The sequence below is a fragment of the Mesobacillus sp. genome, from assembly GCF_057785455.1.
The window spans coordinates 158,485-171,779 of record NZ_JBYNSB010000038.1 but is presented as its reverse complement, the minus strand read 5'-3'; the positions used below and the strand labels follow the sequence as shown (position 1 = coordinate 171,779).

18 protein-coding genes are annotated in these 13,295 nt (G+C 40.6%); 12 read left to right on the top strand and 6 right to left on the bottom strand.

Annotation, left to right across the window (positions count from 1 at the left end; genetic code table 11):
* Positions 1-253 precede the first annotated feature (253 nt).
* Both AC3EBE_RS16030 and AC3EBE_RS16025 read left to right on the top strand, forming a co-directional pair.
* Positions 254-718, top strand: coding sequence for a DUF420 domain-containing protein (locus AC3EBE_RS16030; RefSeq protein WP_488596038.1), 465 nt, complete (start codon positions 254-256; stop codon positions 716-718).
* A 103-nt stretch (positions 719-821) separates the two neighbouring features.
* Positions 822-1,997 (top strand): GNAT family N-acetyltransferase, encoded by a 1,176-nt coding sequence (locus AC3EBE_RS16025; protein ID WP_488596037.1) that lies wholly within the window; start codon positions 822-824, stop codon positions 1,995-1,997.
* Positions 1,998-2,226: 229 nt separating this feature from the next.
* Here the strand turns inward: AC3EBE_RS16025 and ytvI are convergent, their stop codons facing one another.
* On the bottom strand, positions 2,227-3,285 hold the full coding sequence (gene ytvI, locus AC3EBE_RS16020) for a sporulation integral membrane protein YtvI (protein WP_488596036.1): 1,059 nt from the start codon (positions 3,283-3,285) through the stop codon (positions 2,227-2,229).
* A 385-nt stretch (positions 3,286-3,670) separates the two neighbouring features.
* Here ytvI and AC3EBE_RS16015 point away from each other — a divergent pair, with 385 nt between their 5' ends.
* Positions 3,671-4,018 (top strand): hypothetical protein, encoded by a 348-nt coding sequence (locus AC3EBE_RS16015; RefSeq protein WP_488596035.1) that lies wholly within the window; start codon positions 3,671-3,673, stop codon positions 4,016-4,018.
* A gap of 59 nt (positions 4,019-4,077) precedes the next feature.
* Here AC3EBE_RS16015 and AC3EBE_RS16010 read toward each other — a convergent pair whose 3' ends face one another.
* Positions 4,078-4,437: a YugN family protein gene (locus AC3EBE_RS16010; protein ID WP_488596034.1), complete on the bottom strand. Its 360-nt coding sequence runs from the start codon at positions 4,435-4,437 to the stop codon at positions 4,078-4,080.
* Positions 4,438-4,744: 307 nt separating this feature from the next.
* Here AC3EBE_RS16010 and AC3EBE_RS16005 point away from each other — a divergent pair, with 307 nt between their 5' ends.
* Both AC3EBE_RS16005 and AC3EBE_RS16000 read left to right on the top strand, forming a co-directional pair.
* Complete coding sequence (locus AC3EBE_RS16005; RefSeq protein WP_488596033.1) at positions 4,745-5,179, top strand: CBS domain-containing protein; 435 nt, start codon at positions 4,745-4,747, stop codon at positions 5,177-5,179.
* A gap of 272 nt (positions 5,180-5,451) precedes the next feature.
* On the top strand, positions 5,452-6,480 hold the full coding sequence (locus tag AC3EBE_RS16000) for a CAP domain-containing protein (RefSeq protein ID WP_488596032.1): 1,029 nt from the start codon (positions 5,452-5,454) through the stop codon (positions 6,478-6,480).
* A gap of 46 nt (positions 6,481-6,526) precedes the next feature.
* Here the strand turns inward: AC3EBE_RS16000 and AC3EBE_RS15995 are convergent, their stop codons facing one another.
* Both AC3EBE_RS15995 and AC3EBE_RS15990 read right to left on the bottom strand, forming a co-directional pair.
* On the bottom strand, positions 6,527-6,892 hold the full coding sequence (locus tag AC3EBE_RS15995; RefSeq protein ID WP_488596031.1) for a hypothetical protein: 366 nt from the start codon (positions 6,890-6,892) through the stop codon (positions 6,527-6,529).
* A 10-nt stretch (positions 6,893-6,902) separates the two neighbouring features.
* Positions 6,903-7,394 (bottom strand): PaaI family thioesterase, encoded by a 492-nt coding sequence (locus AC3EBE_RS15990; RefSeq protein WP_488596030.1) that lies wholly within the window; start codon positions 7,392-7,394, stop codon positions 6,903-6,905.
* Positions 7,395-7,626: 232 nt separating this feature from the next.
* On the opposite strand from AC3EBE_RS15990, the gene AC3EBE_RS15985 reads away from it, so the two are divergent.
* From AC3EBE_RS15985 to AC3EBE_RS15975, 3 genes are all read left to right on the top strand, one after another.
* On the top strand, positions 7,627-8,040 hold the full coding sequence (locus tag AC3EBE_RS15985) for a YlbD family protein (RefSeq protein ID WP_488596029.1): 414 nt from the start codon (positions 7,627-7,629) through the stop codon (positions 8,038-8,040).
* A gap of 13 nt (positions 8,041-8,053) precedes the next feature.
* Positions 8,054-8,293 carry a YlbE-like family protein gene (locus tag AC3EBE_RS15980; RefSeq protein WP_488596028.1) on the top strand — a complete coding sequence of 80 codons (240 nt, stop codon included), beginning with the start codon at positions 8,054-8,056 and terminating at the stop codon, positions 8,291-8,293.
* Between the two features lie 109 nt (positions 8,294-8,402).
* Positions 8,403-8,873: a YlbF/YmcA family competence regulator gene (locus tag AC3EBE_RS15975; protein ID WP_488596027.1), complete on the top strand. Its 471-nt coding sequence runs from the start codon at positions 8,403-8,405 to the stop codon at positions 8,871-8,873.
* Positions 8,874-8,970: 97 nt separating this feature from the next.
* On the opposite strand, the gene AC3EBE_RS15970 is transcribed toward AC3EBE_RS15975, so the two are convergent.
* Positions 8,971-9,297: a hypothetical protein gene (locus AC3EBE_RS15970; protein WP_488596026.1), complete on the bottom strand. Its 327-nt coding sequence runs from the start codon at positions 9,295-9,297 to the stop codon at positions 8,971-8,973.
* Positions 9,298-9,500: 203 nt separating this feature from the next.
* On the opposite strand from AC3EBE_RS15970, the gene AC3EBE_RS15965 reads away from it, so the two are divergent.
* Positions 9,501-9,776 carry a YlbG family protein gene (locus AC3EBE_RS15965; RefSeq protein WP_102262083.1) on the top strand — a complete coding sequence of 92 codons (276 nt, stop codon included), beginning with the start codon at positions 9,501-9,503 and terminating at the stop codon, positions 9,774-9,776.
* Between the two features lie 75 nt (positions 9,777-9,851).
* Here the strand turns inward: AC3EBE_RS15965 and AC3EBE_RS15960 are convergent, their stop codons facing one another.
* Positions 9,852-10,241 carry a DUF7147 family protein gene (locus tag AC3EBE_RS15960; protein ID WP_488596025.1) on the bottom strand — a complete coding sequence of 130 codons (390 nt, stop codon included), beginning with the start codon at positions 10,239-10,241 and terminating at the stop codon, positions 9,852-9,854.
* 219 nt (positions 10,242-10,460) lie between these two features.
* On the opposite strand from AC3EBE_RS15960, the gene AC3EBE_RS15955 reads away from it, so the two are divergent.
* From AC3EBE_RS15955 to coaD, 3 genes are all read left to right on the top strand, one after another.
* Positions 10,461-11,882 (top strand): stalk domain-containing protein, encoded by a 1,422-nt coding sequence (locus AC3EBE_RS15955; RefSeq protein ID WP_488596024.1) that lies wholly within the window; start codon positions 10,461-10,463, stop codon positions 11,880-11,882.
* A gap of 340 nt (positions 11,883-12,222) precedes the next feature.
* On the top strand, positions 12,223-12,795 hold the full coding sequence (gene rsmD, locus AC3EBE_RS15950; RefSeq protein WP_488596047.1) for a 16S rRNA (guanine(966)-N(2))-methyltransferase RsmD: 573 nt from the start codon (positions 12,223-12,225) through the stop codon (positions 12,793-12,795).
* Positions 12,796-13,287 (top strand): pantetheine-phosphate adenylyltransferase, encoded by a 492-nt coding sequence (gene coaD, locus AC3EBE_RS15945; RefSeq protein ID WP_488596023.1) that lies wholly within the window; start codon positions 12,796-12,798, stop codon positions 13,285-13,287. It begins immediately after the preceding gene.
* Positions 13,288-13,295: the final 8 nt, after the last annotated feature.

The window sequence follows — 13,295 nt, the reverse complement described above, 5'->3', positions numbered from 1 at the left end:
TGGTGTAATCACCATTTTTATATGCGGTTATTGCTTCATATTTAAACTGACTAGAATAATATCTATTGGACACAAAAAGCTCCCCCTAAGTGAAAACAGATTTTTATTTTTTAATCTGTCTACCTTAGGGGGAGCTTATCATTTAGCTGGAAGCCTGTTTATTTTTTGTTCTGAGACAATCAAACATTGAAAAAAAGCTGCTTGTCCCATACAATTAACCTTATGGAGAAATAATGATTGTGAGGGAACTAACATGTCTAATTTACCGATTTTGCCTACGATTAGCACATCTTTCATCGTTTTAAGTGCTATCTTCGTTGCAATAGGATGGGCGCAGATAAAGCAGCGCAAGCTTGAAAAGCATAAAAGGACAATGACGCTCGCCGGCATCTTCGCCGTGATCTTTTTTGTGATTTATGCGTCAAGGACAATTTTTATTGGCAATACATCCTTTGGCGGGCCAGATGATATCAAAATTTATTATACGGTATTTTTGATTTTCCACATTACACTTGCGACAATCGGTGCGGTACTTGGCATCATATCTTTGTATACCGGCTACAAGAACAAGCTTGACCGCCACCGCAAGCTGGGCCCGGTGACAAGTATCGTTTGGTTCTTCACTGGAATTACGGGTTTAGCTGTGTATCTGCTTCTATATGTATTCTATAAAGGCGGAGAAACAACTTCTGTCATTAAAGCGATTCTTGGTTTTTAAGGTACCCGAAAACATTGCATCCAGCAATGTTTTTTTTATTTTTTAAAGGAATTGCTCTCCAAAAAATCGAATCATAAGAGAGGTATAAAGGGGGAAGATTCTTTTGGAAGTCAAGGTTTTAACAGAAGAACATTATCTACAATCAATGAAGCTTTCTATGTACGCTTTTCAATATCAAGTGCCTGAGGCTGAGATTCCACAGCGATTGGAAACATTAAAAAAACACAGGCTGCTGGGAATCCTTGAAGGAGACGAGCTGGCATCTAAGCTGCACATTTTGTCCCTTAAGGTTAAGCTTGGCAAGCTGGAATGGAAAATGGGCGGTATTGCAGGCGTGGCTTCATATCCAGAGCATCGCCGCAAAGGGCATGTAAATGCATTGATGAAAACTGCTCTATCAGAAATGAACGGAAATGGAGATGTTGTGTCATTCCTGCATCCCTTTAATATAAACTTCTATCGAAGATATGGATGGGAAGTCATTTCGGATAATAAAAAGGTACAGATAGAGAAGAAAGATTTAAAACCAATCGGAGAGTTTAAAGGAAAAATCAAGAGATATACCGAGGAAACACATTCACAGGAAATTGAACAAGTATATGATGCATTTGCTGAACGCCATAGTGCCATGCTTTCCCGAGATAAAAATTGGTGGAAGAAAAATATATACGGACCGCAAACCGCGGCCGTCTATTACAACGCTGATAATGAGGCTGAAGGTTATCTTCTCTATGAAGTGAAAGATGAGATTATGAAGGTAGAAGAGTATGTATCCCTTACCCACGAGGCACGTACAGGACTTTGGAATTTTATTTGCCAGCATGATTCGATGGTGGAAAAAGTAGAAATCAAGACATCCGTACATGATCCTTTTCCTTATTTCCTGATTGAGCCGAAGCAGAAGACAGAGGTCCACCCTTATTTTATGGGGAGAATAGTGAATGCAGAAAAAGCTCTTAAAACCTATCCATTTTTTAATAGGGAAGGCAAAAATGTAATTCTGCATCTAGTCGATTCCATGGCCAGTTGGAATGCCGGTACTTATATTATCGGAAGCAATGAGGTCAGCTTCTTTCCGGTAAAGCCGGACAGCTTATGCACAAAACCTGCTGAGAGAGGGCTGCACCTTGATGTAAATGCTCTGACTGCATTGTTATTCGGATATAAAAGGCCAAGCGAGTTATACGAAATGGGAATGATTCAAGGAAAGGCCGAAGAAGTGATGGAGCTTGAGAAAAAAATCCCGCCATTTAAACCTTTCTTTTATGATTTCTTTTAAAAGCAAGGCTCAGTTAAAGCTGAATGTTGATTTTTAAACGCTGTTGATTGTAGTGGAAGGCGCGTAGACTCCTTCGGGATTTAGCGGGCAGGTGAGACCCCACAGAAGCGGAGCGACGAGGAGGCTCACCGCACGCCCCGAGGAAAGCGAAGCGCCTGGAACGAAAATCAACAGCCTTGTTTAACAAAGCCAAAAGCAAAAAACCCGGACAGCCAGTCCGGGTTTTTTGCTATATTTTAAACTTCATTTTAATTATGCCTGCCTCTTTAGCTGAGTTAAAGCCAATAAGGATTAGAGGGCCAATTACAAAACCAAGGATCCCAAAGAGCTTCAAGCCGAGATACATGGCAATTAATGTGGACAATGGGGAAAGGCCAATATGGCTGCCCATTACTTTTGGTTCAACAGTACGGCGTATGATCAATAATACCGCAGCAAGAACGGCCAGTTGAGTTCCCAGTGCCACGTTCCCGGTTACCAGATGAAAAATGGACCATGGAGCGAGGATTACGATTGATCCGATAATAGGGATAAAGTCAATTACCCATATAATCGCAGACATCACGATTGCATACTCTGGTGCAATGAACAGGAGCCCAATCAGCGCAACAATAAAGATAATCATACTGACGAGGAATTGAGCCTTCAAAAATCCAAAGACAACATAGGAAAGTCTTGAAGTCATAAAGTGGACCTTGTCAGCGGTTTTTTCCGTAAGGTGGCTGTATACGCTATTCCTCAGGTTTGGCAGCTCAAGCAAAAATAAGAACAATGCAATCAGGTACACAAGGAAACTGATAAGAAAGTTCGGTATATTAGTAAGCAGCGCTTTCAGATTTTCAATATTGATAAATGCAATCATATCTGTCTTCAGCTTATTTAGAAATTCCTCTGCCCGGTCGCTGATCTCTATAACGACTTCTCTTGGCAGATCATTTGCTGCTTCGACAAATTTGCTTTCAGCCTTGTACCAGGCATTCGTGACTTCATTTATGTATACTGGAGTATTTTCGATTAAATCAATCGCCTCTGTAACAGCAGTTGTTGTCAGGAAGTAGCCCGCAACACCAATGAGCAAGACAAATAAGAGAAAAATAATCAATACCGCTAGACGGCGGCCGCTTTTGAACTTCCTTTGGAAATATCCAACAGAAGGTTCGAGGAAAAGTGCTGTAATCAATGCTGCGATCAGCGGGATGGATACCGGAAGGATCACATAAAGAATAGCAGCTGCAATCAATACAGCCAAGCTGATGATAATAATTCTTTTTGAAAAAATACCTGACAATGGAAACTCCTTTCTACACTCTTGCAGAGTATATGCTTCCTGAAAACCATTTTGATGGCTATTCGGACTTCAGCCTTATTAAAAATCTTAACAATTAAATTATATTACGCATTTAATATAAGAAACAACAAAAATCAGCGATAACCTGTGATTTCTAAGCTCTTTTAGTAAATTTTCCCAGTTTTGTCTATATTTACTCGGTAAGTTGGTGGGCAAAAGCGGATAAGGCAGTTTTTCTTGCATTATCTAGCTTGCTGGATAATTGTTGGCGGGTACGCTTGACTCCCTAATCTAAACACGAAGCTTCTCAAGGTAATTAAATGGAAGGAAAACCTTGTACATTAACAATGTTATGTTAAATAGTACCCGTAAAAGGGGTGAGGCGATGAATAATTCCAGGAACAACATGCCCGCTTCATCAAAGGATGTTTGCAGTGCAGTCTGTGCGATTGTTCATGCCAATATCATTGAGAACGGGCATTTTAAACAGAAACGATCCATGAAGAGAACAAGGTTTACTTCCATCAAAAAGGATGTTTTTTCTGATCATGGAGTGGAGGTCGAGGTTTATAAAGGCATGATCAATATTAAAGTCCATGTATCAGCATTAATTGATCATGCATCTATTCTTGAAAAGGCAAAAGAACTTCAGGAGAACATATTTGAGGAAGTGACAATGCTAACTTCATTTCAGGTGAGGAAGATTGATATCCTCATAAAGAGCTTGATATAGATTTTTGTAAAGCTCTGAAGAAAATGAAAAAGACGCATACCTATGCGTCTTTCATTCTTTTACAAAGCGAATTTTTCGATTTCAGCTTTTACTTCCTGAAGAAGTTTCTCACAGCTGCTCACAAGCGATTTAGGGAAGTTCTCACCCTCACCATACTCAACACCATGGGGATAATAGTGCTTCCCAAGAAGTGGAGTCATAAGTTGAATGATCGCTTTATGTGAGCCAACATCTCCTTCATGTACATGCCCTTGAACACGCAGATAATATGTACCTTCTTTGACGACATACTTTTTGTCATAGGTTACACGTTCATAATCCCATTGGCCTTCACGCACCAGGCCATGCTCAAGCATAGTTTCATCGAGGCGGTTCAGGTCAGCCTTCAACGCTTCGATACCAGTATTTTCAAATTTCATCCTATATTCCCTCCTAAAAAACCACTGCGAAAATATTACCATAGAAAGAATCTATCTCAGTTTCAATAATAGTAAAAAAACTCCTAAGTTGCAATGAATATAAAACCGAAAGTTTTTATCCATGACTGATTTAGGAATCAGCCAGGTGAAAAACCAAGAAAATAGTGTACATATATTAACCAGGCTTGTAGAGATAGTATCTGATAGGCCATCCGGATTTATGTGGTTCATTCAGCATAATTTGTCATCTTCAGGCAAACCTAAGGTAAGGAAAACCATACTTTTTAATATAAGGAGGAATTGCACTATGCGAACCATACGTGATATCATGACCAGCAATGTGGAAACCTGTACTTTGCTTGATAATGTGTTTGAAGTGGCTGTGAAAATGAAAGATCTTAATGTGGGAGCGATACCGATTGTTGATGGAGATGGCGGGAAGCTTGTAGGGATGATCACAGATCGTGATATTGTGATAAGGGGTATTGCCGAAAAACATCCACCGTCATCCAAGGTAGAACAGGTGATGAGTGACCACCTAGTTACCGCTTCCCCTGATATGTCGACACAGGAAGCTACGAAGCTAATGGCAGAACATAAAATCAGAAGATTGCCGATAGTTGAAGGCGACAAGCTTGTTGGCATTGTAGCTCTTGGTGACTTCGCTGTAAATGAACTTACGGACGAACAGGCACAGCATGCTTTATCAGAGATTTCCGAGCAAGGCAGCCAGCTTCAATAATGGAACATCCTTTAAGGCACTCGAATGAGTGCCTTTTCTGCTATTATCAAGCGGTATTCCTGATATCAGATATGAATTGAACTTGCAAAATGACGAATGAGCAAGATGCTTTTATTTTTTCAGGACTGGCACAGTGGTTCTATCAAAAAGCTTATTATAAATGATATAATAATTTTAATTATCATTCATATAATTAATAGAGAGGATCATAGAAAGGGGGTTTCCATCTGCGATCTATAGTAAGAATCTTAATATTTGCATTCGCTTTTTTAATGCTTGGATTATATCTTGGAGCCTCAAAGAATGACGAGCAGGACCTGGTTCTCGAACAAAAATCCGAGCCCAAGGTTGATGAGTCTTTGGACCAGGACATCAATGAACAGAGCATCAGTCAAGGAATCGAGCAGCCGCAAACGGGTGTAGGCTCATTGATTGGCAAGGATATCGATGCCTTAAAAGCAGTAATGGGGAAGCCAGCCCGTGTGGATCTTTCAGCTTATGGATTCCATTGGTGGATCTTTAACGATAACCTTAATCAGTATGTTCAGGCAGGTGTGCTGAATGGCAAGGTAGTGACGGTTTATGGGATAGGGCCGTCCGTTAATGCAGAGCCATTCAAGATCGGCCAGCCGATAGAGGAAATCTTTTCTAAGAATTTAATTGATCCAGAAGTAACATTTGAATTCAATGGCAGCTCATACAAATTCGAATTATCGGAACAGGATATGAACAACCGTCCCATTATCCGGATGGGGGATTATTTTGTTCAATTGTATGTGGATAAATTCACGGGTTTAGTTTCAAGTATCCGATATATGGATTCCGAAACGCTCGTTAAGCAAAGGCCTTATGAAATGGTTTACAGAGGTGAATTGCTGGAAGCTCCGGAGCTGTCTGCTGATGACTGGCTCAGGGTCGAGGCGGGCATGGAAAAACAAATACTCGATATCACAAATGTAATAAGGGCACGTCATGACTTAGAAATGCTGGAGTGGGATGATGAGACTGCACAGGTTGCCTATGCCCACAGTAAGGACATGGCAGAAGAAGATTATTTTTCGCATGAATCCGAAAAATATGGAACATTGGCAGATCGTTTGAAAGCTGCGGATATCATTTATGAATTAGCCGGTGAAAATATCGCTGCGAATTATACAGATGCACCTGCGGTAGTCGAAGGCTGGCTAAACAGTGAGTCCCATAGGGAGGCTTTACTGAACAATGAATATTCACATCTGGGAGTTGGGGTGTATCGTAAGCATTATACCCAAAATTTCTTAAAGCGCTGGGCTGAGGAATAGCAATTTTACTTATTATTTTATCCAAAAAAAAGGAGCCAGTGATTCTTCAGGCTCCTTTTTCCTGCTTTACTACTCTGTTAATGGAAAATTGGCCTTCTTGCCAATTTCCGTACAGGTGGACAGCTTCGCCAACCTGAAACTTTTGGATCACCGCTCCCTGTTTTAATGGAGTGACCTTTTTTACGGACAATTCTTTCACTCCTGTATGGAGCTTTACAATGGAAATATGGTTGAATCGATGATAATAAAATCTTTCCTTGCGTTCCTGGACTTCAAGGATTTTTCCGCTGACAATTGCTTCCTCTGGTATTTCCTCTAATTTCATCCATTCCACGTAATTTTCCTGCATTTCCTTTTTAGTCACCATGTAAAAATAAATAAGGATTATAGGGATGACAATTGCCGTTACCATTCAGACCACCTTATTTATGCTGTTTTTCGACTACGAAAAAGCTGCCGGATGCGTGGGCAATTCTTTTCCCATCTGACCTGAACACATCACCTTCAACCACAACCGTACTTCTTCCTTTATGGATTAGTGAAGCTTTGCAGTGGAGCGTGTCTCCAGTTCCGGGAGAGAGATAGTGAATATTCAGCTGGGATGTTACCGCCGCATATCCTTCCGGGAGAAGCTTATTTGCCAGTGTTCCCATTGCCGTATCGAGCAGTGTTGCTGTAAAGCCGCCGTGAACGATGCCGAGGGTATTATCAAGCATGTTTGTAATAGGAATGTCAATTTCGCATGTCTCATGGTCAAACCTGCGTTCCATATGCATTAGGCCATCAATGAAGGTAGAATTTTTGCCGGTGAGTTTATTTTTTGTCCCGGAAAGTATCACTTTTAAGGTTTCCAGATCCTTTTCGCTGGAAAGCGAGATGCATTCCTCTAATAGCTGCTGTAGTTCTTTTTCCATCTAATCAATTACCTCTTTCTATCTGGCTAGTTCCAGAATGTACCTTCTCGAAGTGAAAAGTACATATGCTGAAAATAGCATGGTTATCTATCTTCTGGGTTTATTTTAACACTTAATAAAGTTTTGATGAACAAGAAGACATTGATGCGAAAATTAAATAGGCATAGGCTCACCATTTTCTTGCAGTCACATAAACTATTATAGGCATTTGTTACACAGTGAGGTGAGAACCATGGCCAAAAAAAAACTCCATCCCTCTGTTCAAAAATTCAAGGAATTTGTAAAAGACCACCCTGAACTTATTCAGGAAGTAAGAAATGGGAACGCAACCTGGCAGGAATTATATGAGGATTGGTATTTGCTTGGTGAGGATGACCCTAAATGGAGCGGTAACAAAAAGGATGAAAATCAGAAAAAAAACGGCGAAGGTGAAAAAGAAACCAAAACAGACTGGCTGGGGACCATTATGGGCGCTGTAAAGAATATGGACCCGGCACAGCTGCAGGGACAAATTAACAACATCAGCCAGGCGCTTGGCGCAATCCAGGGAGTGCTTTCCCAATTCCAGGGAGGCAAGGGAGCAGGTGGTCAGCAGGCGTCAAAAAACACCGGTCCTAGTCATCCTTTTTCATTCAGGAAAGACTAGAAAGGAGCAAGCTATGAGGAAGGACATTATTGAACAATTAAGAGCCAATAAGGAATTAATGGATTTTGTCCGAGACCAGCCGCAATGGTATCGTAAGCTGAGCAGGGATCCTAGGGATTTATATTCGGCCCAAATTGCAGCTCTGCATCATTTTGAGAAGACGATTCCGCACAAAGTCCAAAAATTTTCGAACAGTGTCCAAATGGCTTCGATGATGATGCATATGTTTTCCAGCATGAACTCCCAATCCTAAATAGCTATCTTCATCTGAGGAGAGCTTTGTTTTTTTCAGGAAAGTAAAATTCAGCATATATACGGCGCCAGACCAGAATGCTTCGCATTTCTGCCAATTTCATGGTAGAATGAGATTCGGAGGTGAGCCAGTATTGCTTGCTGTTACATCAGAAAGGGTTATGTTGTTAGAGGAAGCTGAGAAGCTTGTCAGCATGATTTTGGAATCAGATATTGCCGATCATTATCGTCAGTGTTTATATAGAGTCAAAAGCAATGCGGAAACGCAAAGGAAAATTCATAAGTTTGTCGATATGAAGGAACGTTATGAAGAGGTTCAGAGATTCGGAAAGTACCATCCAGACTATAAGGAAGTAATGGGTCAGATCCGTATCGTTAAGCGAGAACTGGATCTGGATGATGAAATTGCCGAGTTCAAGAAAGCTGAAAATGACCTTCAGGCCCTGCTTGATGAAGTCAGTGTGATCATTGGCAGATCAGTTTCTGAAAGTGTCAAGGTCCCAACAGGCAACCCCTTTTTCGAAAGCTCCTGCAGCACAGGCGGCTGCGGCAGCGGCGGCAGCTGTGGCTGCTCAGCATAGGGAAATACCGAAAGAGCATGGGAAACCATGCTCTTTCGTGCGTTAAAGCACCGGGGGTCAGACCCCCGGTGCTTTAACGCGTCACTGTGCTTGAAGGTTAATCCCAAGATTTGAGTCTGATGCAGTCGGCGCAAAGGTTTCCGCAGCAGAACATTTTACGCCGGGGGACGTAAAAGCGGTGGCGGAAGACGAATAATTGCTGATCGTTTCTTACATATTCTGTCTCACAATGGAGCTGTTTCCCTTTCATTGCGCCTGCTGCTGCTTTTCTGATGGCTTTTTCAAGTTCTTGCTGAGCGCATGGCTCTTTGACCTGTATATATAAAAATGGGATACCAGCTGATTTGCGAGTGTAGACTTTTGTTAAAGAAGGGTGCTTGGAGAGCAAATCGATAAACTTCGTCCAGATCAGTTCAATTTCCATTACATCACCTTACACATTAAATATTTGCCATGTTCATTCAGTATATTTTAGGCCATACTGATGTGCACATAGGCAATTCATATTTCTTTTCATATTACATATGCAGCTTAATAGGGGCAAACTGGATATTCATCATTGATAATAAGGGTTTTTATATGCTAGACTATTACAAAGCAAACGTTTACCAAAGGGGAACAAGGAATATGATTGGACAGAGGCAGGGAATCATCGTTTGGCTCTATTCTTTAAAACAGGCCAAGATGCTCAGAAGATTTGGAAATGTTCATTTTGTCTCGAAAAAACTCAAATATGCGGTCATTTATTGCAATCTTGATGAGGCAGAGGCGCTAATGGAAAAAATCAGTTCATATTCATTTGTAAAAAAGGTGGAACCTTCCTATAAACCATTCCTGAAAATGGAATTCGAAAACTCCTCCCCAGATAAAGCAAAAGAATATGATTATAAAATGGGTATATAGTGTTCACACAGTTACGGTTGAACAGGCTGAATAGACGTCAAAAAAGGTGAGGAGGAATCCTCACCTTTTTTTATGTTATTGAAGAGGCGGGATATAGTGGTTCAATCTAAGGATCCCGATTAAGTATTGAAAAAACAATTCCTTATCTGCAAACTGGCTTGAAGGCTTTGTATCAAACTCAATGATCGTTTTATCCAATTCCTCAGCAAGCTCTGCAAACATATCAAATCGTTTGTTATTTAGTATGTGCGGATTCGGTATTCCTTCACGGCAGATATAGAGAGCCTGGAAACCGCCAGGATTTGTCGGCTTCATGACTGCAATCAATGAAGTGACGTCTTTATCTTTTATTTTTGTATGGATAGCCATAAGATGCATCAACCGATGCCTGTTGGCCCTTGCTGTTTCGATCAGTTCGTAAAGGTCTGAATACCCTTCCCCTAGCTCGATAAAACGCTGAATCAACTTAAAATCCCCCTTCGACCAATTCTTCCATCATTACTTTATCATTTGCTGATGAAAAATTGAAGACTGATGGAAATCTTCCATTTCTGAAAGGAATTCCAAAAAAATCTTACTGACAAGCGTTCTTTTTGCTATTTTAGATATAGAATATATTTCTCATCATTCACTTAATGCTATTTTAAAAAGTAATCAGCTGAAATCGATTCAAGGAGAACGACAATGAGAAAAGCCTCTGTTCTGATTATAACTTTGTTATGTGCCATATTATGCGCTGCTGTTGTTTGGCAATGGCTGGTCTATTCCAATAAAACAAGTGAAATCACCCCACAACCTGATGAAACCGTGCTCCAGCATGTGAAAATAAATATGAATCAGGGTAAAATGCACATCCAGCAAGTGTTCAGCAAGCTGGAGGAAGAACAAAACTATAATGCTATTATCCCGGAGAATGCAGAGAATTTTTCCTGCACAACGGGAACAGGCGAACAATGTGACCAGACAGGGGATCCTGCTTCTGTAAAAGCCAAAGGGACACAGTTGGAATTTAAGTATACTCTTTCTGTCATGCCGTCAGCTAAAGAAATCCTGCTTAATGATTGGCTTGTTTTGCTTAAGGGCCAAGAGTGGGTGACAACGAAAATTGAAATAGTTGACAGGCTCCATCCGAAAGGGACATGGGTAGCCGGCATACCATTAAAGGGTTTCAAGCAAAAAGAGCTGGTAAGTTATTTTGTATTTGAGGGACAAGGGCCAAATCCGTCCCTGTACTGGCAAAATAGTAACCTGGTCATTTTTTCGGAGCAGCAGGGGATCAGCTATTATGGAGGCAGTAAGCGGAATATCGAAACCTATAAGTTTAATCATTTGGAGGCCTTTACTGAAAAGCATCATTTAGCTGTAGTTTTACGCAATAAAGGGCATATTGTGCGGGGCAGCGGATTGGTGCTTATTGACGGCACAACCGAAAAGGCTGAGCTTGAAAAACAGCTGGCGATTTCGTTCCTTTCATTACAATTCCCCGGGATAACTGCCAGTGATAATTGGCTTCTTGATGCCTTTGCCTCATTGATTACTAAGCAGTCCGCTAAGGACAGTAAAAGTGTATTGATGATCCGTGAAATGCAAAATAAGCTGTCAGCAGAAGAAGTAAATCAATTAATTCGCTATATTGCTGATAGTAATTTGACTCTTGATCATGAAAGCCTGGATGAACAGCTTGCAAGAATGAAAGGCATGAAAACAAGATTCTTTACCTTGAATAGAGCAAACGACTCAAGTACGTATCCTCTGATTTTCATCGATACAAGGAATGTCGTGGCTTATGGCAGGAAAATTACGAATTTGGACATCGTTTCAGATAAAAATAAGCAAATGTTCCCTTTCTTGGCTACATTGAAAACTCTTGGCTACGAGACGGCAGAAAACAAAGGTACAACCAGCATCAAGATTAAAAATGACAAATTAAATTATACTTTTAACCTTAAAAACAGCACATTCACGAAGAACGGCAAAAGCTATGGATTGCTTGAAAATCCATTTAGAGTCATCAATGGCACAATCTATGTGGAAAAATCCTGGCTGGAGGCAGTCTTTGGAATTTCAATTGTGGAAAATGAAGATGAAATCGTGTTATCACTTTAGTTATCATTTGTAGTTGGAAGGACGGAATGTATTCATTAAATTTCCCCTGGAAAGTTATCAGATAAACTGATAACGTTTGATTCCAAAAAAAAAAGCCCTGCAGTACCTGCAGGGTCCTTCTACATCCCTTCAACAGGATAGAAGGCAAAGGGAGAGGAGAAACCGGAGGAAGAACTTATGGGGAAACGTAAGTCTTCTCCGCGGTTGGCAACAACATCCTCGAATTGATGTTGTTAATTTTCAGTATTTCCACATTAGGAAGTGTTATACACTTATTTGGTTAATTTTTTGTAGTGTGGTAGGATAAGGGAGTAATTTTCATAGTTGAGGAGTACAAATGATGAGAGTTGTATCAGGTGAATTAAAGGGCCGGACTTTGAAAGCGGTACCCGGGACGTCTACTAGACCAACAACAGATAAAGTTAAAGAATCGCTATTCAATATGATTGGACCATATTTTTCAGGCGGGCTGGGCCTTGATTTATTCGCTGGAAGCGGCGGGCTTGGAATCGAAGCGTTAAGCAGAGGCCTTGAAAAAGTCATATTTGTGGATCGTGAAGGAAAGGCAATCCATATCATTAATGAAAACCTAAAATCATGCGATCTTGAGGATCGGGCCGAAGTTTATCGCAATGATGCGGTCAGGGCATTGAAGGCCATCCAAAAAAGAGAAATAAACTTTAATTACATATTTTTAGATCCTCCATATAAAAAACAGCAGCTGGTGAAACTGTTAGAAATAATCAATAAAGAAAAGCTCGTCCATGAAGATGGAGTGATTGTATGCGAGCATGCATCAGATATTCAGCTGCCAGAGGGCATCGGTGCACTGAAGCAGGTCAGGAATGAGAAATATGGAATTATAGGCATTACTCTTTATAAGCTTGATGCAAATGTTGAGGAGGAAATATAAGTGGCTAGAATTGCTGTGTGTCCTGGCAGTTTTGATCCGATTACATATGGTCATTTAGATATCATTAATAGGGCTGCCAAAGTTTTTGACGAAATATATGTAGTAGTATTGAATAACTCTTCAAAAAAGCCATTATTTTCAGTGGAAGAAAGAATAGACCTGATTAGCAGGGTCACCAAACATATTCCAAATGCAAAGGCTGACTCTTTTCAGGGGCTTCTCGTTGATTACGCTAAAAGCGTGAATGCCAATGCCATCATAAGGGGCCTAAGAGCTGTTTCGGATTTTGAATACGAGATGCAGATTACTTCCATGAACCGTGTCCTGGATGATGAGATTGAAACCTTCTTCATCATGACCAATAACCAGTACTCATTCCTGAGTTCAAGCATCGTCAAGGAAGTAGCGAAGTATGATGGTAAAATCTCTGAGCTGGTACCTCCAGAAGTGGAAGAAGCGCTGATCGGTAAATTTAATGAGAATAAAAAATAACGGACAGA